We start from the raw sequence: 20,280 nt of genomic DNA, 5'->3' as shown, positions 1-20,280 counted from the left end.
ACGGCTTGGCCTGCGCGGGTAGCTTCCTGATGGGACGGCGGCCGGTGACCGGACCGCATTTGCCGCGAAGGCGCCGCAACCCGACAAGGGTACGGCAAGGCGGACGTAGAGGCACTTTAGCGGGCTACACGATACCTCAAATCCACCCCCCTGTATATAAGAGCCTGTTTTAGAGCCTGTTTTACGGCGTCCAGCCGCGCTGCTGGGCCGCCCGTTCCGCCGCCGGATCGAGGGTGGCGCCGACGATGCGGGCGTCGATGGCGGCCTGTACCGAGGGCGGCAGGCTGGCGCCGTCGAGCCAGGCCGTGCCCGCCTGCGGCTGGGCCAGGACCGGGATGGTCCAGCGCCCGCCGCCGCGGCAGGCCAGGCCGGCCGTGGTGTCGACCACGAAGCTGCGGCAATAGCTGCCGTCCTTCGACACGAAGGTGACGCCGATGCGCACCCCGGTTTCGGAGGGGCCGGGGCTGGCGAGCTGGCCGCCGAGGGCCTCGACCAGGCGGCCGCGCGCCACCAGGGTGCCGTCGCTGGCTTCGATGACCGCCAGGCCCGGATCGGGACGCAGTTGCTGCCAGCCGAGGGCACCGCCGACGGCGCCGATTACGAGCGCGGCGCCAAGCGCCAGCCAGTGGCGCGGCGTCCAGTCCGGCCGGGCCGGCTGGGGCGGCGGCGGAGCGCCGCGTCCCGGGCGGATGGCGTCGAGGTGGACCACCTTGGCCCCGCCGGGCGGCAGCGGACGCTGCTGGTGGCCGCCGCCATGGCCGTTCGACACGCTGAAGATGTGGGAGCGGCCGGCGTTGCTTTCCCTGCGGTGCTGGGCGACGCGGGCGTTCAGGATCGGATCGGCGCGCATGGCGCGTTCGACCGCGGCGCGGGCCGGCTCGGCCAACTCACCGTTGATGTATGCGATCAGGAGGTCGTCCGAGAATTTCATGCCGGCGCATTCAGCTGGTGATCAGGCCGTGTTCGTCGAGGACGTCGTGCAGCAGTTCCAGGCGGATCACGGGGTTGTCGAGCATGAGCATGTGGTGCTTCTGCTGATTAGGCAGCGGCAACAGTTCGCACCAGCGGTTCGCCACCCAGCCGCAGTCGTCGAGGCGGAACGGCGGCTGCACCGGCCAGCGGTGGCGCGGCACGTCGTGCAGCGAGGACAGCACGCGGTCGAGCGCGTCGGACGCGCCCTGCAGTTCGGACGGCACCCGCACCTCGTGGTCGTCCTCGACCAGTTCGGCCTCGGCCATCCACAGCCCGTTCAGGCGCTGTTCGGCGGTAATCACCGTGAAACGCGAGCCGCCGCGGCAGAGCACCTGCAGCACGCCGGGCGTGCTGGTGGTGAGTTCGGTTACGGACGCGATGGTGCCGGCGGCGGCGAAGCGCTCGGGATCGGCGTCCGGCTGGCGCACCTCATGCCCCTGGGTGAGCAGCACCACCCCGAACGGCGCGTCGTCGGTGAGGCAGCGGCTGACCATGTCGAGGTAGCGGGCCTCGAACACCTGCAGCGGCAGCACCCCGTCCGGAAACAACACCGTACTGAGCGGGAACAAGGGCATGGAAATCGTGGACATGATGCCCATCATGACAGAATCGCCGTCAAAACGGGAGCACGATTGGGACGGTCCGCGGGCCGCTCGCGGCCCTACTCCGGGCCCTGCACGGGCATGGTCCGGATCGCGTGCGCGAAGTTGCCCAGCCGCCAGCGCAGCCGCTCCAGGCCGGGGTCCGGCATCGGTACCACCCGCACCCGCAGCACCCCGCCCGGCAGCGCCGGACACGGGATATCCTGCTCACCGGCCTCCTCGACCGGCAGGCGGAATTCGCCTCCCGGCGCCAGCTGCACCGGCCCGAAGACCAGCGGCGCCGCGCTGGCGTTACGCAGCAGCAGCACGTCCTGCACGCCCAGGGTCAGGCGCACCGCCGTCGGCGCATCCGGGCCGGGCCGCACTTCCAGCAGCAGCTCGTGGCTGGCGCCCCGCAGCGGCGCCAGCATGCCCCATAACAAGGCAAGCAGCAGCCCGCCCGCGAGAAGCGCGAGTGGCCAGTGGCGCCGCAGCAAGATGTGAAAATGTTGCATTGAGTCAATTTTAAGCGATAATATCATTGCTCGACGTGCATGGAGGCGTGCGCCCCAACACAGCAAGGATGCGTATCCTACCTGCTTCCGCGCGTTTCCGATCAACCAGCCCGACGGCGCCGCTCCGCGCGTACGACAACATGCCGCAGTCCCCGCCACCCGCCCAGCCCAGCCGCCTTCCCCTGCCCGGTGGCGGGAATGCACCGCTGCTGCTGGCGATGCTGGTGTTCCTGGTGACTTCGCTGGTGACCTTCAGCGCCTGGACCAGCGCCAGGCTCACCGCCGAGGCCCAGCTGCTCAGGACCTTCGACTACCGCACCCGCGACATGGTGTTCAGCATCGGCCGCCGCATGGCCGTCTACGAACAGGTGCTGCGCGGCGCGCGCGGCTACCTGCGCGGTTCCGTCGAGCTCGATCGCAGCGCCTGGGCCGAGTACTACGGCCTGCAGCGGCTCGACCAGTCCTTCCCCGGCATGGAGGCGCTCGGCATCGCCACCATCATCCCGCCGGCCCGGCTCGCGGCGCACCAGGCGGCCATACGGCGCCAGGGCCATCCCGACTATGCGGTGCATCCGGACGGGCCGCGCAACATGTATACCTCGATTACCCACATCGAGCCCTTCGGCGGCCGCAACCTGCGCGCCTTCGGCTTCGACATGTACAGCGAGCCGGTGCGCCGCGCCGCGATGGAGCGCGCGCGCGACAGCGGTCTGGCGGCCCTGAGCGGCAAGGTGGTGCTGGTCCAGGAAGGCGTGAACCACGCAGGCGCCGGCGCCACCCAGGCCGGCACCCTGATGTACCTGCCGGTGTACCGCGCCGGCCAGCTGGCCGGCACCGTCGAGCAGCGCCGCAAGGCCATCGTCGGCTGGGTCTATGCCCCCTTCCGCATGCACGACCTGATGCGGGGGCTGGGCGGCGCCCACTCGACCGACCTCGACATCGAGATCCACGACGGCGAGCCGGCCGGCGGCGCGACCCTGCTGTACCGCTCGCCCAATGCCTCGGCCCACAAGGGGCGCCTGCGCGCCAGCGCCCAGATCGTTCCCGGCGGGCGCACCTGGACCATCACGATGCGCTCCAGCGCCGCCCTCGAGGACAGCCTCGACACCACGCGTCCACGCCTGGTGGCGCTCACCGGCATCGGCCTGAGCTTCCTGCTCAGCCTCGTGGTGTGGCTGCTGGCCAGCGAACGGCGCCGCGCGCTGCAGCTGGCGCAGGGCATGACGCTGGAACTGCGCCAGTCGCACGACCAGGTGGCCAGCGAGCAGAAACGCATCCAGGTCATCCTCGAAAACGCACCCGACGCCTTCGTGGCGGTCGATGCGGCGGGGCGCATCACCGACTGGAACGCCCAGGCCAGCCGCCTGTTCGGCTGGAGCGCCGCCCAGGCCATCGGCCGCGACGTGCGCGAGCTGCTGCCGGAAGACCGCCGCGCCGCCTTCGGCGCCGGCTTCGAGGACTATGCGCGCGGAGGCGACTGCGCGATGCTGGGCGCGCCGACCGAACTGCTGGTGGTGGACCGCGAGGGCCGCCGCATCCCGGCCGAGGTCACCGTGGCCCAGCTCACCACCGCCGAGGGCTTCGGCGCCACCGCCTTCGTGCGCGACATCCGCCAGCGCAAGGAGGCGGAGGCGCGCGAGCAACAGCGCCAGCAGGGCCTGGACGAAGCACGCCAGGCGCTGGCGCGGGCCCAGAAGCTGGAGGCGGTGGGCAAGCTGACCGGCGGCGTGGCGCATGACTTCAACAACATCCTGCACATCATCAGCGCCAACGTGCAGCTGATCCTGCGCGCCGACAGCAGCCACCGCAAACGCCTGCTCAGCATCCTCGACGCGGTCGAGCGCGGATCGAAACTGGCCGGCCAGCTGCTCGCCTTCGCGCGGCGCCAGCCGCTGCACCCGCTCGAGGTCCAGGTCGACCAGTTGCTTGAACGCATGGACAGCCTGGTGCTGCGCGCCGCGGGCGACCAGATCACGCTGGAAAAGCGCGTCCCGCCCGAGCCCTGGCCGGTCCTGGTGGACCCGAACCAGCTCGAGAACGTGCTGCTCAACCTGGTGATCAATGCACGCGACGCGATGGAGGGCAATGGCCGCATCGTGCTGGAACTGAGCAATGTCCACGTGGAGAACGACGCACTGCTGGCGCCGGGCGACTACGTCACGGTGGCGGTCGCCGATACCGGGCACGGCATGCCGCAGGACGTGATCGAGCGCGCCTTCGAACCCTTCTTCACCACCAAGCCCGAGGGCAAGGGCACCGGCCTCGGCCTGTCGATGGCGCACGGCTTCGCGCGCCAGAGCGGCGGCGACATCCGCCTGTCGAGCCAGCCCGGCAAGGGGACGACCGTGACGATCTATTTACCGCGGCATATGGCGGCGGCGCAGGTGGCGGCGACGCATTGAGCGCGTAAATCGTGCGCGTGCTCACGCGTGCTACATTGGGCTTGCCTGAACTCGTCCAGGAGCCCAGCGTGTCCTTCCCTGACAATCCCTCCCTGCACGTTCCCGTCGAGCAAGCTGTGCCGCGCACGAAAGCCTTCGACAGCACGTTTGCCTTCCTGTCCGAAGGCTATCCTTTCATCCAGCGCCGCTGCGCCGAACTCGATACCGACGTGTTCGCCACCCGCCTGATGGGCCGGCGCGTGATTTGCGTGAGCGGCCCCGAGGCGGCGCGCATGTTCTGGCAGCCGGGCCGCTTCACGCGGCGCGGCGCCATTCCGCCGACCACCCTGATGCTGCTGCAGGACTTCGGCAGCGGCGAGACGCTCGAGGGCGAGGACCACCGCCACCGCAAGGCCATGATGATGTCGCTGCAGACCGCCGCCGACCGCGCGCGCATGGTCGCGATCGCAGCCGAGGAATGGCGCGCGCACTTCGCGCATTGGCCGGCGCGGCAACGCGTCAGCCTGTTCGACGAGGCCGAAACCGTCTTGTGCGCGGCGGCCTGCCGCTGGGCCGGCATTCCGGCCCAATACATCGACCGGGCGCGCCTGACCCGCGAATTTTCCGCCATGATCGACGGCGCCGGCACCGTGTTCCGGCGCACCGTCCAGGGCCTGCTGCTGCGCAGCCGCACCGAGCGCTGGGCCAAGGGGCTGATCGAGGCGGTACGCGCCGGACAGGCGACGCCGCCGCCCGACAGCCCGCTGGCGGTGATCGCGCGCCACCGCGACCGCGACGAACGTCCGCTCCCCGCTGACATCGCCGCCAACGAGCTCATCAACGTGCTGCGCCCCGTAGTCGCGGTGGCGCGCTTCATCGTCTTCGGGGCCCAGGCGATGCACGAGTTCCCGGAGTGGCGTGCGCGCCTTGCCAGCGGCGACGACGCGGCGCTCACCAGCTTCGCGCAGGAGGTGCGGCGCTTCTACCCCTTCTTTCCCGCGGTCGGCGGGCGGGTGCTGCACCCCTTCGGCTGGCGCGGCCTGCAGTTCGACGAAGGCTGCTGGGTGCTGTTCGACATGTACGGCACCAATCACGACGCGCGCCTGTGGCCGGAGCCGCAGCACTTCAGGCCGGAGCGCTTCAGCGGCTGGCAAAGCGACGGCTTCGACCTGGTCGCGCAGGGCGCGGGCGACTACCTGACGGGGCACCGCTGCCCCGGCGAAGCGATGACGGTGGACCTGGTGAAGTCGGCGCTGCAGCTGCTCGCCTCGGAAGTGGTGTATGCGGTGCCGCGCCAGGACCTGAGCATCGACCTGGCGCGCATGCCGGCGCTGCCGGCGAGCCGGTTTCAGATCGAGGTGGCGGCGCCGGTGCGTTAAGCTGCGCCAGCATCCCTGTGACTCGACATTGCAGCTAGCTGTAAGACCGTCGCCGGAACGACGGTCTTTAGGCTAACGGTGAAGTTTAGGCCTCGCTGCGCAGGGGCTGCTCGATGCGCTGGCCGCTGGACACACGGTTGCGCCCGTGCGACTTGGCATCGTACATGGCCAAGTCGGCCGCGCGCAGCAGGGCTTCCGCATCCATCCCGTCATCCGGGAACAGCGCAATGCCCAGGCTGCCCGAAATGTGCAGCACCAGCCCGTCTTCCTTGTCCTCGAAGGGCTGGTTCAGCTGGTACAGGATGTTCTCGGCCACCTTGGCGGCGTCGGCCAGCTCGTCGCAGCGCGGCAACAGCACCACGAATTCGTCGCCGCCGATGCGCGCCAGCGTGTCGGTCTCGCGCAGCCCTGCGCGCAGGCGGCGCGCCACCAGCTGCAGCAGGCGGTCGCCGACGGCGTGGCCGTGGGTGTCGTTGACCGGCTTGAACTTGTCGAGGTCGAAGTAGATCAGCGCCACCTTGTGGCCGTCGCGGCTGGCGGCGCGGATCGCCTGGCGCAGGCGGTCGCCCAGCAGCACGCGGTTCGGCAGGCCGGTGAGCGCGTCCTCGTGCGCCATGCGGCGCATGCGCGCTTCCTCGTGCTTGCGCGCGTCGATGTTGGAGAAGGTGCCGACCATGCGCAAGGGCATGCCGATTTCGTCGCGCTCGCTGCTGGTGCCGCGCGCATCGATCCAGCTCCAGTCGCCGTTGCGCATGCGCACGCGGAACTCGGCCGCGAAGTCCTGGGTGCGTCCGGACAGGTGGCCGCGCAGCTGGGCGCGCAGCTGCGGCAGGTCTTCGGGATGGACGATGGCGTCGAGCGCGCTGCCGTACCATGAGATCACCGGGCGCTCGGTATCGAGGATCATCTGGGCGCGTGCCGACAGCGTGGCCAGGCCGGTGACGACGTCGCAGTCCCAGACGCCGTCGCCGGTGGCGGTGAGGGCCAGCTTCCAGCGCGTCTCGGCGGCCGCCAGCGCCTTGAGCGCACGGCGGCGGCGGTCGGTGGCGCCCAGCGCGGCCCATCCCAGCAGGGTCAGTACGAAGGACACGGCAACCCCGACCCAGGTCAGGGCCTCGTGCTGACGGGAGAAACGTTCCTCGGCATCGCGCACGGCTTCGCCGACCGTCACCACCATGCCGTACTCGGGAATCTTGTGATACGCATAGAAGCGCTCGATGCCGTCGATCTGGCCGACGCGGCGGAAGCTGCCCGTCATCGGGCTGCTCGGTGAATGCGGGTTGTGCTTCAGGACCCGGCCCATGCCATGGCTGCTGCTGCCGCGGGTGCTGCGCGCGATGACGGCGCCGTCGCTGCGCATCAGCGAGACCGAGGCGTTGCGGCCGAGGTCGATGTCATCGTAGAAGCGCACGAAATACTCGGGCGAGACGGTGGCCATCATCACGCCCTGCAGGCGCCCCTGGGCATCGCGGATCGAGCGGCTGAACTGGACGGCCCAGGCATTGGTGAGCGGGCAGATCACCGGGCGGCTGACGTAGATGCGGTCGTCGCTGATCCCGAGGTGGGCCTGGTAGCCGGCCGCGGTGCTCAGGTCCAGTCCGGTGTGCGAGGGACCCGCATTGGTGTAGACCAGCTTGCCCTTCGTATCCAGCACGGTGACCAGGATCGGCACCCGGTGGCGCAGGTGGCGGGCCTGCTCGCCGACGACCTGCGGAAAGCCGGCGCGGTCGCGCTGCCAGGTGCTGCGCAGCTGGACCAGCGACAGGTCGACGATGCCGACCGTGGCGCGCACTTCCTCGGTGAAGACATGGGCATAGTTGCGCAGGTCGCGCTTGTCGCCGGCCTGGGCGATTGCGGCGAAACGCGACTGCTCCACGGCCACCATTCCCCAGACAATGGGCAGCATGAAAGCCAGGTAGATGGCGAGGTCGCGCAGCACGCGGGGACGGAAGAAGTTCGCCAGGCGCGTGCGCGGCGAGGGCTTGGCGGTCGAGGAGGACGGGGCGGACGGAGGCATGACGACGAGCTTTGCGGCAACCGGTAAAAGGCAATAAGAGGCGAAGCCGGGCGTCATGCTCGCGCCAGCAAAATTGTGGATCGCGCCCGTCGTGTACTGATCCATTATACATAGCGTTGCCCTATAGAACTTATTAAGCCCTTAAATTTGACGGAATTGGTGCCTTCAAGCAACAATGAGGGAAATCCAGACCGCATGCTAGAGTGAGCCCATGAAACCGTTCTACAACCTGGCGGGTGCGCTGGCCGTGCTGCTGGGCATACTCGGGATCTTCCTGCCCCTGCTGCCGACCACGCCCTTCCTGCTGCTGGCCTCCTGGTGCTTCGCGCGCGGCTCGGATCGTTTGCACCGCTGGCTGCTCTCGCACCGCGTGTTCGGCGAATACCTGCGCAATTTCGAGGCCGGCCGCGGCATCCCGCTGAAGGCGAAGATCGTCGCCACGGTGATGTTGTGGGGCTCGCTGCTCATGGCGATGCGGCGCTTCGACGGCATCACCGTCCCCGCCCTGCTGGCGCTGACCGGCACCTGCGTCAGCCTCTATCTATGGCGCTTCCTGCCGACCTTGCGCCTCGACCATCCTGCCAAAAACTGAATCCTCACCTGCGACTTGGCCAAGGTGACGCTGCGCGACATCTACGACGCCGTCGGCGCCCCCGCCCTTCTTCGCGATGGGCAACCGCAGCGAAAAGACAAGCTGCCTGGTCGAGCAGGCCGTCAACGCCGCATTGGTCAGGGCCTTCGACTAGGCCGAAGCCCTCCTGATCCGCCAGCTCGGCCACGTGACCCTGGTCGACCTGTCGCGCGACTTCAACCGCCGCCTCAGTGACCAAAATGAGCGACTACAAACGCACCCATCCCCATGGGAGCTACTACTAGCGTGAACCTAAAGTGCTCAGTCGTGTCTACAGTGATTATGGAAAACACCTTTGGAAGAGGGGAAGCCGCCAGGTGGCTGAGCGTGAGGGTCAAGACCTTGCAGTGTTGGAAGCGGGAAAGAAGACTCGTGCCGGCTTCACGCACGGGACACAAGCGCAGGCGCAATTGCCGGCCAGCGTCGTGCCATGCTCAAAGGGAGGGCGATGCTGCTGTCGCACCGCATCAGGATTGAGGCGAACGCCGAGCAGCGCGACTATTTTGCGCGCGCGGCCGGCACCGCGCGCCGGGTCTGGAACTGGGCGCTGGCCGAGTGGAACAGGCTGGCATCCGCCGGCCGCCCTTCGACTGCGATGAGGCTGAAAAAGCAGTTCAACGCTATCAAGTATATCCATCCCGATTGGCTCAATGCCGAAGGGCGGCCATGGCTTGCCTCCATCCACCGCGACGCCCATGCGCAGCCCTTCGCCCACTTGGCGCGCGCCTGGTCGCGCTACTTCGCCGCTCGGCGCGCCGGTCAACCGGCCCACCCGCCCCGCTTCAAGAAGAAAGGCCGCTCGCGCGACAGCTTTTATATTGCGAACGACAAGTTCCGGATAAAAGGCAGGACCGCCGTGCTACCGAAGGTTGGGACGATAGCCCTGACCGAGGCACTGCGCTGGCCCGGCAAGATTATGGGAGCATCGGTGTCGCGGGAGGCGCAACACTGGTTCCTGGCAGTTCAGGTCGAGGTGCCGGATGACGTTGCCAAGTGCCGCCGCAGCGGGAATGGGGTCAAGGGCGTCGACCTCGGGGTGACGACTGCGGCCACCCTCGACAGCGGCGAAAAAATCGCCGCGCCGCGGCCGTTGAAAGCGGTGCTGCGACGTCTGCGCATCCGCAGCCGGCGCCAGAGCCGCAAGCAGCAAGCGGCCAAGGTTCGCGCCGGGATTGAGGGTGCGATCCCCAAGGGGATCAAGCCTTCAAAGTCGAAAAATCAGGCCAAGGGCGCGACAACGTTGGCCCGGCTGCAGGCCCGCATTGCCCGCGTGCGCCGGGATTTCCTTCACAAACTGACGACTCGCCTGTGCCGCGAAAACCAAGCGCTCGGGATCGAGGACCTGTGCGTCAAAGGAATGCTGAGCAATGGCCGGCTAGCGCGCAGTATCGCCGATGTCGGCTTTTACGAATTTCGGCGCCAACTGCAGTACAAGGCGCTGCGCTATGGGACCACCATCGTGTTGGCCGATCGCTGGTATCCGTCGAGCAGGCTATGTTCTACCTGCGGGGCGAAGAACACGACACTCGTATTGAGCGAGCGGACCTGGACCTGCAGATGTGGTGCAGGACACGACCGCGACGTGAACGCGGCCATCAATTTACAGCGGCTCGCCACCGGCGCCCTTGCGGCGCAAACGGCGCTACCCGTGGCGAGCCAGGCAGCGATGCTGGGCACTGCCGCCGGAACGGTTCCGGCGGCAGGCGGGAAAGTGACGCCTGCTAGGCACGAGCACGGTCATCAGGACGGTTCGGGGCAGGAAGAGAACGGTGCGCACATTTGCGCACGTTTTTGAAAGCAGGTTCCACCATGAGCACGACCCAGTTTGACGCCATCGTCATCGGCGGCAGCTACGCCGGCCTGTCCGCCGCCCTGCAACTGGCCCGTGCATGGCGCCAGGTGCTGGTGGTCGGCGCCGGCCAGCGCCGCAACCGCTTCGCCAGCGAATCGCACGGTTTCCTCGGCCGCGACAGCCAGATGGCCGCCGCCATCGCGCAGGCCGGCCGCGCGGATGTGGCTGCCTATCCCAACGTCCAGTGGATTGATGGCAGCGCCCTCGACGCGCGGGCCGAGGGCGAGGGCTTCGTTGTCGAGCTCGACGGCGCCGCTCCGGTGCAGGGCCGCCGCCTGGTGCTGGCCACCGGCGTGCGCGACGAACTGCCGCCCGTCGCGGGCCTGGCCGAGCGTTGGGGCCGCAGCGTCTTCCACTGCCCCTACTGCCACGGCTACGAGTTGCAGCAGGGCGCGATCGGCATCATCGCCAGCGGCGAGATGGCCTTCCACCAGGCGATGCTGCTGCCCGACTGGGGCAAGGTGACGCTGTTCACGGATGGTCGCTACGCTCCGGACGAGGAGCAGCGCGCCGCGATGGAAAAGCGCGGCGTCATCGCGATCGACGACACGCCGATCCTGCGCATCGAAGACGTCGCCACGGTCGTGCTGGCGGACGGCCGCCGCCTGCCGCATGCGGGCCTGTTCACCTACGGCCGCATCCACATGAGCAGCCCCATCGCCGAGCGGCTCGGCTGCGCCTTCGACGACGGCCCGCTCGGCCCCTTCATCCGCACCGACATGGGCAAGCAGACCACCGTGCCCGGCGTGTTCGCAGGCGGCGATGCGACGCGTGCGGCCGGCAACGTTGCCATCGCCGTGGCCGACGGCGCGATGGCCGGCCTCGGCGCGCACCGCTCGCTGGTGTTCGGCTGAACGGCGTCCCTGCCCGCAATTGCGGATAATGGGGCCATGGAAATCCAATTTCTCGGAACCTCATCCGGCACGCCGACCAGGTCGCGCAACATGACCGCCATCGCGATCCGCACGCGCGGGGCGAAGCATTGGTCTCTGGTCGATTGCGCGGAAGGCACGCAATACCGGCTGCTGCGCACCAGCCTGTCGCCAATGAGCCTGCGCGCGATCTTCATCACCCACATGCATGGCGACCACTGCTACGGCCTGCCCGGCCTGCTCGCCAGCGCGGGCATGCTCAATCGCACGGCACCGATGGCCATCGTCGGTCCGCCGCCGCTGCGCGGCATGATCGAGTGCATCATGGAAGCGACCCAGCTGTCCCTGCCCTACCCCATCGAATGGATCACGACCGAGGAATTGGCGCACACGGACGTCCTGCCCGACCTGCGGGTGCGCGCAACCGAGCTGTCGCATCGGATCGCATCGCACGGCTTCAGCTTCACCGAGGCGGCAGTCGAGCGCAAACTCGACATCGACAGGCTGAAGGCGGGCGGCATTCCGTCCGGCCCGGCCTGGGGCGAGATCCAGCAGGGGCGCAATGTCGTGCTGGACGATGGCCGCGCGGTGGTGGCCGAGCAGTTCCTGCTGCCGCCGCGCAGGTCGCGCAAGGTGATCATTGCCGGCGACAACGATACGCCGGAGCTGCTGGCGGCTGAAGCCGCGACTGCGGACCTGCTGGTGCATGAGGCTACCTATACGGAGGAGATCCTGCACAAGGTGGGCCCCGGGCCGCAGCACAGCTCGGCGGCGATGGTGGCGCGCGTGGCGGAGCGGGTAAACGTACCGAACCTCATCCTGACCCACTTCAGCCCGCGCTACCAGGACCGGGAAGGCGCACTGACGCTGGACGACATCGAGCGCGAGGCACGCGCGCATTACTCAGGCAATCTGGCGCTGGCACGTGACCTGGCGAGTTACGAGCTCAGGAAGGACGGCAGCCTGCATCTGCTGCCCTGAGCTCGGGCTACAATCCTCGCATGCCCAAAAAGAACCCCATTTTCCCCGGACCGCAAACCGCCCGCGGCGCCGTGCTCGCCGTACTGCTGTCGAACGAAGATCAAACAGGTGCCGAGCCGATGCGCGGCCGCATCACCCTCGCCGCCATCGTCCGCGCACTCAAGCGCAAGTACCACTGGCCGATCGAGACCGAAAGCTTTCCGTCCAATAGCGTGGATGGCCGCGCCACCTGGGCGACGGTCTACAGCCTGCCGCCGGACGTCATCGCCAAGGCGCTGAATGCGGGCGGACGGGATTGGCTGAAGAGCCGGAAGGCGGGCAAGGAAGAATAAGGAGTGGCTGATGGACAAGCTGCCTTTCGATATCGACGTGGCCCTCGAACGCATCGAGGACGCCGTGCGTCCCTGGCCCAAGGCGGCGCTGTTCCAGCTGTTCGAAGAAGGCTATACCTCGACCTTCGAGCAACTGCTGGCCTGCATCATCTCGATCCGCACCTACGATGAAGTGACGCTGCCGGTCTCGCGCAAGTTGTTTGCACGGGCGCGCACGCCATCGGAGCTCAGCCGGCTGTCCTGGGAAGAGCTGGACGCCTTGATCAGCCCGAGTACGTTTCATGAACGCAAGGCCAATCAGATCCTGAGCATCGCAATGCAGGTCGCCGAGCGCTTCGGGGAGAGCTTGCCCGGCGACCGCGACGTCTTGCTGTCCTTTGCCGGGGTTGGCCCCAAGTGCGCGAACCTGGTGCTGGGTGTCGCCTGCGGAACGCCCGTCATCAGCGTCGACATCCACGTGCACCGGGTCACGGGGCGCTGGGGCTATATCAAGGCTTCCACGCCGGAGAAAACCCTGCTGGCCCTGGAAGCCAAGTTGCCCGAGCAGCACTGGATCGACATCAACCGGCTGCTGGTACCGTTCGGGAAGCATATCTGCACCGGCACCAAACCACGTTGCTCCACCTGCCCGGTCCTCGACATGTGCCAGCAGGTGGGCGTCGTGGAACATCGCTGAGCCGGTTCACTGGATCAGCTTCAGCTGCGCGAACTCTTCCACTGCAAAATCCACGAAGGCACGCACCCGCGCCGCCATGTGCCGCGCACTCGGGAAGACCAGCTGCACCGGCATCGGGTCCGGCTCATACGCGCACAGGATCGGCGTCAAGGTCCCGGCCAGCACATCGGGCGCCGCCTGATAGGACAGGGCACGGACGATGCCGAAGCCTTCGCGTGCCGCGTTCAGCACGCCTTCGACATCGTTCACCTGCAGGCGAGGGGTGAAGCGGACGATCTGTTCGCGCCCGTCGGCCGCCTGGTAGCGCCATTCGGCCAGTCCACGCACGGCAGTCCCCAGGATCAGCTGGTGCTGCGCCAAGTCCTCGGGCCGCGCTGGTTCCCCATGGCGCTGGAGATAGGTGGGGCTGGCCACCGTCATGCGCCGCACCATGCCCAGCTTGCGTGCTACGAAACCGGAGCTGTCGAGCACCCCGATGCGCAAGGCCAGATCGATGCCGTTGTCGATCAGGTCCATGTTGCGATCATTGAGGATGAGCTCGATCTGGATGTCGGGATAGCGCATCAGGAACTTGGTGACGACGGGCGCCATGTGCCGGCGTCCGAAGACGGTCGGCGCCGTCACGCGCAGCATGCCGCGCGGTGGGGCTGCATGGTTGTCGCGGATCGCCATGTCGTAGTCGGCCAGCAGGCGGCGCGCCAGCTCGGCCAGGCGCAGCCCCTCGCTAGTTGCCGTCAGCCGGCGCGTGCTGCGCTCGAACAGCCGCACGCCGGCACGCTCCTCGAGCGTCGCCAGGAGTCGCGTGACGGCGGAAGGCGAGCGGTGCAGCTTCTGCGCCGCCGCGGCCATGCTGCCAGCTTCGAGAATGGCCAGGAAGACCTGCAGTTCATCCAGACGGTCCATCGTTATTGCGCCAAGTGAAAGACTGAATTGCGATTATGCCCCATTCCGCAATACCGGTCTGGTGACTAGGATGAAGCTCCGATCAACCACTTCCTGGCAGACATGAACCCTTCTTCCCTTACCGTCTATGGTGTGGCGCTTTCCGGTCATACTCACCGCGTGGAATTGTTCCTTCATCTGTTGCAGCTGCCCTACCGCCGTATCGATGCCCCCGCCTCGGTACGCCAGAGTGCCGAATTCCGCCGCATCAACCCGCTGGGCCAGATTCCTGTCCTGCAGGACGGCGATCTCGTGCTTGCCGATAGCAACGCCATCCTCGTTTACCTGGCCAAGCGCTATGCCCCGGACAGCGGCTGGCTGCCGGACGGTGCTGTCGAAGCGGCACAGGTGCAACGCTGGCTGTCGCTGGCGGCCGGCGAGATCACCTTCGGCCCGGCCAGCGCGCGGATATCGGCGCGCTGGGGTGCCACCGGGATGCCGCCGGAGCTCATGCGCTCGCTGGCGGAGCGCGTATTGGGGTTCATGGAAGACAGCCTCACGCAGCAGGATTTCCTGGCCGCCGCCAGGCCGACGCTGGCGGACATCGCCTGCTACGCCTACATCGCCCACGCGCCGGAGGGCGGCATCGCGCTGGATCCCTACCCCCAGGTCCGCCACTGGATCGCGCGCATCCAGGCCCTGCCGCATTTCGTCCCGATGCCGGAGAACTGAGCCGTGAACGACCACCGCATCCCCGCGCCCTTCCACGCCGGCGAACTGCGTGCCCAGCAGCTGGCCGGCGGCGGACCGGCCGGCGCGCCGATCCGCAGCCAGATGCCGGAGCAGCACCGCCAGTTCTTTCCGCTGCTGCCCTTCGTCTGCGTGGCTGTGGCCGATGCGAGTGGATGGCCGATTGCAACGCTGCTGCATGGCGAACCGGGCTTTGTATCTTCTCCCGAGCCGGGTCAGCTCTACATTGCTGCCCGGCCCGATCACGACGATCCGGCATCGGCGCATCTCGGCAGGCCGGGCGCCGGCGTCGGGATCCTTGGCATCGACCTGGGCACCCGCAGGCGCAACCGGGAGAACGGTACGATCGCGCATGCGGATCGCGAGGGCCTGCTGGTGGATGTGCATCAGTCCTTCGGCAACTGTCCGAAATATATTCACGTACGCCAGCTCAGCCGTGTGGAGCGGAGGCCGGGTCAGGTCGAGCGCTTCGGTGGCGATCTGCCCGAGGATGCGGTGAAACTGATTGCGTCCTGCGAGACCATGTTCGTGGCCACGTCCAGTGGCATTTCCCCGGAAGACTTGGTAGGCGGTCTCGACATTTCCCATCGCGGGGGCGAGGCTGGCTTCCTGCGGCTGGACGGCAGGGTGCTGACCGTGCCCGACTATCCGGGGAATCGCTACTTCAACACCTTGGGTAACCTGCTGCTGGAACCCCGTGCTGCTCTGGTCATGGTGGATTTCGACAGCGGCGATGTCCTGCAATTGCAGGGGCGGGCCGAGGTGAGATGGCAGCTCGATCGTCCGGCGGAGGATATGCGAGCGGAGCGGGAATGGGCTTTTATCGTCGAACGTGGATGGCTCAGGCGAGCGGCGTTTCCGTTGGGGCAGCGCTGAGCCCTGCGTTGGCGTGCGTCGGCGCTGGCAGCAATTCAATTCTTGGTTAGGGACCTTCGTCGGAATGCCGCGGCAATGTGGCATGCGCTGGGCTAGGCTGATGGTATGAAAACACTATTCCTGCTCTCTGTGCTAGCAAGCGCGCAAGCGGCTGCCAGTCCGTGCAACGATCGCCTCGTCCCCTATTCGACGCCCGTTGCCAAGCAGGAGTATCGGCTGGTGCTGGCCGCCGATGGCGGGCAGCTGACCTATATCGGCGCGCGGCATTCCTCCGACCCGGCCGATCCGCAGTTCGCGGAGATCGAACAACAGTGGAACGCGCAGCGTCCTGACATCGCGTTCTATGAAGGGCCGAACCGGCCGGTGCCCAAGGACAGGATTGAGGCGATCTGCCAGACCGGCGAATCGGGCTTCGTCCGCTGGCTCGCGGCACGCGACGGCGTTCAGTTGGGCGTCTGGAACCTGACCCGAAGGATGAAACCACCGACCTGCTGCGGTAATTCACGCCGGAACAGGTCGGCCTGTTCTATACCTTGCGCGAGACCGCGCGCCTGCGCGAGCGACGCAACATGGGTGAAGCGGAGATCGCACGCACGATCGACGGTTTGCTGGAGCGCGCGGCCAGCATGGGACTCGGCGCCGTTCCCTTCCGCACCTCGGCCGACGTGGCGCAAGCCTACGGGCGCTACTGGCTTTCGATCAGGCCCAGCGCATTTCTCTCAATGCGGCAACCAGCTCCGGTCGCATGATGAATTGAAAATATCCGGTGCTGTCTTCGAGTTGGCCGTCTCTGGAAAACGAGAGGGTCGTCCACCAGCATGGCGCGCCGTTCGGATGGCGTTCTTCGGGCGTAAAGCCAAGCTGTTCAGCTATATGCATCGCGAGGGTTCCATATTGCAGGTTCGCCGCGTTGTAGTTCTCGTATTCCGCGGCGGCCGCCAGCTGCTTCGTGGTGATTGTCACATTCGGCGCTCGGCATTGCGCGCGTAGCATCGCCAAGTGGCTCGAGGGAAGGGTCTTGTCGCGCAGTGCAAGCAAGGCTGCTTTAAATTGTTCAGACGTTGCGATGGGGTTCGAGCTAGTACCTACCATGATGTTCCTTTCACGGGCGTGGAATGCTGCTAACGATTTGAATCATTTAAACCAGCCAAGGATCTGTATGTCCTTGGCTAGCTCGTGACGCATCATCATTCGGATGTTAAGTCAGCGATTTGATCTGCTGCTGCCGCGTTCTGGCGTTGCGTGGCAAATGCACAGTCGACAAAACCTATGCCAAATTAATTTTGGCGAAAGTTCCGCATCGGCTCTTCGTGAATGCCCCTGACAGATGTCGCAATGTCCATGGTGCGCAGAATCGCTTTGGATCAGAGGCGAGCTATCCCGTCCTCATACCGCTGCCAAACCGAATCGAACCCGTTTGCCTCTTGTCCCCTTGCATTGAACAGCACTAGCCGTTTTCGCGCTCGTGTGAGGCCGACGTAGAGTCGGTTCACGTGCGAACGGTCTTCTAGGTCATAGGATTCGAGATGCGGCATCAGCACCACGTCGAACTCCAGCCCTTTCGCATGTGATACGGAGGTGAAATATCGGACATGCCTGCGCGACAAGTCGATCTTCTCGGACAATTCCGTCTCGACGAACGAGGCGGCAAGCGCTGTTTGCAGCCGCGCGTGCATCTCGGCCGCCATGCTGGAATCGGGCAGGATCACGGTGGCAGTCTGGGTCGGCGGCACCTTGCGCAACAATCGGACGATCTGCTCATCCAATTCGGTCAGGCCATCATGGTATTCCAGCTCGGGCCCGTGGATGTCGTCACGATGTTCGATTAAGCGGGTCGACAGTTCCCCAGTGGGCTGACTACCTGTCGAGCCGTCTTGGAAGGTAGCACGGAAGCAGGTGCTGAACCATGCCAAACCCGGGGCGTCGAGCTGGCGAAGGTTCTCCGTCAGTTGAACATGTGCGATCGTCGTCCCTGGAAAGCATTTTCGGACGTCGATGGTACTGCCGTGATGTAACTTCTGCGCGATGTCGCCGACCACCGTGACCGCCTTGTAATCGGGCTTTGCTTGCTCGGCCATTAGATAGATTTGCTGCTCGGTGAAGTCCTGGACCTCGTCGATGAACACGCATTGATAGTATTTCGGGGGTCTCAGTGCGGCCGGACTGCCGTCGAAACCACGCCCGACCAAATGCGACAGGCAGAGTAGCAGATCGATGTCCTCGTCAGCCAATTGCCTGTCACGCAACTGAGCATGGATCGTGCGGGCAAGCACAGGGTCGGGAAAGTCGTTGGCTTGCGTGCCCAACGCTTCCATGTAGACATCCGCCAAGTAGGTCAAGCGCTGTAACAGGGAGCTCTGCAGAGATCGGCGCAAAGTAGCCTCGACGCTTCTGGAGCGCGTGGTGACCGGCACCGCCGGCGCGGTGACTTCGCTCTCATCGCTGTCGGCGTCGTCGTCCGACACTTCGACTTGCGGCTCGAGCAGCTCGAACTTGACGCGTCCCAGTCCGCGCTGCACGGTCAACGGACGCAGCTTGCCATTCCGTAATACGTATGGTCGATCAAGGGCCTCGGGGAGCAAGCGCATCGCAAGCGAATTGACGTCCGCCGCGACGGCGGGAAACGCGTTTCCGCTTGCGTCGCGTACCGCCAATTGGCCCGCGACGAGCATTTCGCGCGTCGACGCGTTCCATTCCAGCTGCTCTCCGTCGAGGGAGAGGAATACGAGGGATTGGTCGACGGGCCCATGCTCGTCGAGTGCTACCAAGCGGGAGGAATCACGCCGGAACAGCGGCACCTTACGCCGGACTAGCAGACTGGCCAACGCGTGTTCATTGCTGGCATGAAGTGTCTGTTCGCCATCGAGCAACCACAGGACATCCTTACCGAGGACTTTGCTGCGTACGTCTTGAATGATGCCAGTCAACGTGTTCGCCAGTCGATCGAGCGCGAAACGACCCTGCATTGGTGTCCGTCGCAAGCTTGCCTGGACCGACCCGATCGCTTCATGCACCGTCTGCAATGCAGCGGCGACGATACGGTCGATCCTCGGGCGTTGTTCGGGGATGAACATCTCGGTGATCGTCGACGGCTCGGGGAGGCCGGGGATCAGTCGGTCTGCGATGCCTGCCGCGATCGCACGGTCGGCTGCGCCGAGCCAGTCCATGGTGGTGTCCGACTGAGTGCCACGCGGCGTGGCAGTCATGCTCCAGCGCCAGCCGGGAATCCTGCTGCGTTCGATCTTGCGGTGTTGGCGCAGGCGTACTTGCAATTCTTTGAATTCGGCCACAGGCAAGTGCGGCAATTCGATTCGCCGACACGTCTCTTTCAAGTATTGCGTCAACTCACCAGTTCGAACAAAACCGATGCTGCCTTCTTGAGAAAACTTTCCGGCAAATTTGCCGGACCAGTACGTCAGCGCATGTCCCACGATGTCGCGAAAATCGCGTTCCTCGGTGACGCTGTTCTCGGTGAAGTCGCACAGCATCTTCGTGCGTCCGAGCGCCGCCGAGGTCTTGCCAGAGCCCGCGACACCTTCGACGAACATTGCCCCAACCGGCGAACGCGCAATGATCTCGTCTTGCTCCCGTGTCCTGTTCACATAGAAGGTTTCCGAGAGGCCGAAATAGCCATCGTCGGACGTTTCCGAGCGTGCGAGATCGTCTTCGCCGTCTTCGTATTCTGCGACCTTCTCGACGTCCTCGGCGTCGTCGTCGGCGATCTCGAGCCGAGCCAACGACAGCCCTACCTGTACAGGTACGCTAGCGACTGGCGCATCCAGGGACTCGCTAGGCATGCTTTCGGTCGAGGATAGCACCGCAGAGTCAGACTCGATGGGCGGGTTTGCCTTCTGTGCCCTTCGCTGCAGTGTCCGACGTAGGTCAGAAACCAGCACATGACCATCGTCACCGCTCACCGTCATGCGCAGGAAGTTGCGGACGTTGTCGTCGAAGTGCAAACCATCGAAACGATCGAACAGTCGGGACTCGACCACGCGATACCAACCCCAAACCGGCGTCTCGTCCTCGTCGCCGGGGCGTAGAAAGCTGCACAAGCGGCCGACCGGAGAGTGGGGAGTGGCGTACCCAGACTTGAAGTCGGGGTAGAGTGCCGGGGTTGAGCTCAGCCGGAAGGTCAAGCGCCCCTTCTTTTCGGATTCGATCACCACCGTCTTCCCGTAGGCATGACGACGCAGTGCTGTGTAAGCAGATCGCATGCCTTCCTGTTTGATCATCTTTTCGGCGTAATCTATTACGCCGTCGAGCACCGCCAGTTCAGTGCTGCATTTTTCTAAGTGTTCATCTGGAAACAACGGTTGTGCCATGCAAGTACGATGTCGAGGGGGTGGGACGTCTGCTCGTCGATCTGATCAACATCACGCGGTGTTGAACGAAGGATGGGCTTTATTAAATTCCATGTGGCGGTCGGTCGAAAAGCCAACGCTACTTTGTAGCATATTGACAATAAACTTTCAAAGAAGAAAATGGTAACGCTGAGGTTTCGTTGCGCCTACACGCCAAAACGTAAGCCTGCTTCGATGTGCCAGCGATGTGACACCGACCAGTCCACTCGTAGGTTTGCA

The 20,280-nt window shown here is 65.8% G+C and carries 17 protein-coding genes; 10 read left to right on the top strand and 7 right to left on the bottom strand.

Annotated elements, in window-relative coordinates; genetic code table 11:
• Positions 1-181: 181 nt before the first annotated feature.
• From ACSQ25_RS03960 to ACSQ25_RS03950, 3 genes are all read right to left on the bottom strand, one after another.
• Positions 182-931, bottom strand: coding sequence for a hypothetical protein (locus ACSQ25_RS03960; RefSeq protein WP_436104409.1), 750 nt, complete (start codon positions 929-931; stop codon positions 182-184).
• A 10-nt stretch (positions 932-941) separates the two neighbouring features.
• Positions 942-1,562: an LON peptidase substrate-binding domain-containing protein gene (locus ACSQ25_RS03955; protein WP_436104408.1), complete on the bottom strand. Its 621-nt coding sequence runs from the start codon at positions 1,560-1,562 to the stop codon at positions 942-944.
• Between the two features lie 71 nt (positions 1,563-1,633).
• Positions 1,634-2,068: a hypothetical protein gene (locus tag ACSQ25_RS03950; protein ID WP_436104407.1), complete on the bottom strand. Its 435-nt coding sequence runs from the start codon at positions 2,066-2,068 to the stop codon at positions 1,634-1,636.
• A gap of 140 nt (positions 2,069-2,208) precedes the next feature.
• Between ACSQ25_RS03950 and ACSQ25_RS03945 the strand changes: the two genes are divergently transcribed.
• Together ACSQ25_RS03945 and ACSQ25_RS03940 are read left to right on the top strand one after the other, a co-directional pair.
• The gene (locus ACSQ25_RS03945; RefSeq protein WP_436104406.1) at positions 2,209-4,470 is read left to right on the top strand and encodes a CHASE domain-containing protein; all 2,262 of its coding nucleotides are present in this window, start codon (positions 2,209-2,211) and stop codon (positions 4,468-4,470) included.
• Between the two features lie 68 nt (positions 4,471-4,538).
• Positions 4,539-5,828, top strand: a complete 1,290-nt coding sequence (locus ACSQ25_RS03940; protein ID WP_436104405.1) for a cytochrome P450 — start codon at positions 4,539-4,541, stop codon at positions 5,826-5,828.
• A gap of 85 nt (positions 5,829-5,913) precedes the next feature.
• Here ACSQ25_RS03940 and ACSQ25_RS03935 read toward each other — a convergent pair whose 3' ends face one another.
• Positions 5,914-7,845, bottom strand: coding sequence for a diguanylate cyclase domain-containing protein (locus tag ACSQ25_RS03935; RefSeq protein ID WP_436104404.1), 1,932 nt, complete (start codon positions 7,843-7,845; stop codon positions 5,914-5,916).
• Positions 7,846-8,056: 211 nt separating this feature from the next.
• On the opposite strand from ACSQ25_RS03935, the gene ACSQ25_RS03930 reads away from it, so the two are divergent.
• The 6 genes from ACSQ25_RS03930 (at position 8,057) to ACSQ25_RS03905 (ending at position 13,189) form a co-directional block, all read left to right on the top strand.
• On the top strand, positions 8,057-8,437 hold the full coding sequence (locus tag ACSQ25_RS03930; RefSeq protein WP_436104403.1) for a YbaN family protein: 381 nt from the start codon (positions 8,057-8,059) through the stop codon (positions 8,435-8,437).
• A gap of 487 nt (positions 8,438-8,924) precedes the next feature.
• On the top strand, positions 8,925-10,271 hold the full coding sequence (locus ACSQ25_RS03925) for an RNA-guided endonuclease InsQ/TnpB family protein (RefSeq protein WP_436104402.1): 1,347 nt from the start codon (positions 8,925-8,927) through the stop codon (positions 10,269-10,271).
• 14 nt (positions 10,272-10,285) lie between these two features.
• Positions 10,286-11,182, top strand: a complete 897-nt coding sequence (locus tag ACSQ25_RS03920; protein WP_436104401.1) for an NAD(P)/FAD-dependent oxidoreductase — start codon at positions 10,286-10,288, stop codon at positions 11,180-11,182.
• Between the two features lie 36 nt (positions 11,183-11,218).
• Positions 11,219-12,181, top strand: a complete 963-nt coding sequence (locus tag ACSQ25_RS03915) for a ribonuclease Z (RefSeq protein ID WP_436104400.1) — start codon at positions 11,219-11,221, stop codon at positions 12,179-12,181.
• A gap of 20 nt (positions 12,182-12,201) precedes the next feature.
• On the top strand, positions 12,202-12,513 hold the full coding sequence (locus tag ACSQ25_RS03910) for a hypothetical protein (RefSeq protein ID WP_436104399.1): 312 nt from the start codon (positions 12,202-12,204) through the stop codon (positions 12,511-12,513).
• A 10-nt stretch (positions 12,514-12,523) separates the two neighbouring features.
• Complete coding sequence (locus ACSQ25_RS03905) at positions 12,524-13,189, top strand: endonuclease III domain-containing protein (protein ID WP_436104398.1); 666 nt, start codon at positions 12,524-12,526, stop codon at positions 13,187-13,189.
• A 6-nt stretch (positions 13,190-13,195) separates the two neighbouring features.
• On the opposite strand, the gene ACSQ25_RS03900 is transcribed toward ACSQ25_RS03905, so the two are convergent.
• On the bottom strand, positions 13,196-14,092 hold the full coding sequence (locus ACSQ25_RS03900) for a LysR family transcriptional regulator (RefSeq protein ID WP_436104397.1): 897 nt from the start codon (positions 14,090-14,092) through the stop codon (positions 13,196-13,198).
• Positions 14,093-14,194: 102 nt separating this feature from the next.
• Here ACSQ25_RS03900 and ACSQ25_RS03895 point away from each other — a divergent pair, with 102 nt between their 5' ends.
• Both ACSQ25_RS03895 and ACSQ25_RS03890 read left to right on the top strand, forming a co-directional pair.
• Positions 14,195-14,803 (top strand): glutathione S-transferase family protein, encoded by a 609-nt coding sequence (locus ACSQ25_RS03895; protein WP_436104396.1) that lies wholly within the window; start codon positions 14,195-14,197, stop codon positions 14,801-14,803.
• Between the two features lie 3 nt (positions 14,804-14,806).
• The gene (locus ACSQ25_RS03890; RefSeq protein ID WP_436104395.1) at positions 14,807-15,697 is read left to right on the top strand and encodes a pyridoxamine 5'-phosphate oxidase family protein; all 891 of its coding nucleotides are present in this window, start codon (positions 14,807-14,809) and stop codon (positions 15,695-15,697) included.
• A gap of 699 nt (positions 15,698-16,396) precedes the next feature.
• Here the strand turns inward: ACSQ25_RS03890 and ACSQ25_RS03885 are convergent.
• Together ACSQ25_RS03885 and ACSQ25_RS03880 are read right to left on the bottom strand one after the other, a co-directional pair.
• The gene (locus ACSQ25_RS03885; protein WP_436104394.1) at positions 16,397-16,789 is read right to left on the bottom strand and encodes a hypothetical protein; all 393 of its coding nucleotides are present in this window, start codon (positions 16,787-16,789) and stop codon (positions 16,397-16,399) included.
• 272 nt (positions 16,790-17,061) lie between these two features.
• A complete protein-coding gene (locus ACSQ25_RS03880; RefSeq protein WP_436104393.1) occupies positions 17,062-20,022 on the bottom strand; it encodes an ATP-binding domain-containing protein in 2,961 nt (986 codons plus the stop codon).
• Positions 20,023-20,280: the final 258 nt, after the last annotated feature.

The organism is Massilia sp. LjRoot122 (assembly GCF_964252725.1).
GTDB lineage: Bacteria > Pseudomonadota > Gammaproteobacteria > Burkholderiales > Burkholderiaceae_D > Telluria.
Note: the sequence above shows the minus strand (reverse complement) of the source record. Positions and strands in the feature narration are given on the sequence as shown.

Coding starts and splice junctions, on each gene's coding strand:
- ACSQ25_RS03925 (WP_436104402.1), top strand. CDS start 8,925: ATGCTGCTGTCGCACCGCATCAGGATTGAGGCGAACGCCGAGCAGCGC.
- ACSQ25_RS03920 (WP_436104401.1), top strand. CDS start 10,286: ATGAGCACGACCCAGTTTGACGCCATCGTCATCGGCGGCAGCTACGCC.
- ACSQ25_RS03895 (WP_436104396.1), top strand. CDS start 14,195: ATGAACCCTTCTTCCCTTACCGTCTATGGTGTGGCGCTTTCCGGTCAT.
- ACSQ25_RS03910 (WP_436104399.1), top strand. CDS start 12,202: ATGCCCAAAAAGAACCCCATTTTCCCCGGACCGCAAACCGCCCGCGGC.
- ACSQ25_RS03955 (WP_436104408.1), bottom strand. CDS start 1,562: ATGTCCACGATTTCCATGCCCTTGTTCCCGCTCAGTACGGTGTTGTTT.
- ACSQ25_RS03950 (WP_436104407.1), bottom strand. CDS start 2,068: ATGCAACATTTTCACATCTTGCTGCGGCGCCACTGGCCACTCGCGCTT.
- ACSQ25_RS03935 (WP_436104404.1), bottom strand. CDS start 7,845: ATGCCTCCGTCCGCCCCGTCCTCCTCGACCGCCAAGCCCTCGCCGCGC.
- ACSQ25_RS03900 (WP_436104397.1), bottom strand. CDS start 14,092: ATGGACCGTCTGGATGAACTGCAGGTCTTCCTGGCCATTCTCGAAGCT.
- ACSQ25_RS03915 (WP_436104400.1), top strand. CDS start 11,219: ATGGAAATCCAATTTCTCGGAACCTCATCCGGCACGCCGACCAGGTCG.
- ACSQ25_RS03885 (WP_436104394.1), bottom strand. CDS start 16,789: ATGGTAGGTACTAGCTCGAACCCCATCGCAACGTCTGAACAATTTAAA.
- ACSQ25_RS03905 (WP_436104398.1), top strand. CDS start 12,524: ATGGACAAGCTGCCTTTCGATATCGACGTGGCCCTCGAACGCATCGAG.
- ACSQ25_RS03930 (WP_436104403.1), top strand. CDS start 8,057: ATGAAACCGTTCTACAACCTGGCGGGTGCGCTGGCCGTGCTGCTGGGC.
- ACSQ25_RS03945 (WP_436104406.1), top strand. CDS start 2,209: ATGCCGCAGTCCCCGCCACCCGCCCAGCCCAGCCGCCTTCCCCTGCCC.
- ACSQ25_RS03880 (WP_436104393.1), bottom strand. CDS start 20,022: ATGGCACAACCGTTGTTTCCAGATGAACACTTAGAAAAATGCAGCACT.
- ACSQ25_RS03960 (WP_436104409.1), bottom strand. CDS start 931: ATGAAATTCTCGGACGACCTCCTGATCGCATACATCAACGGTGAGTTG.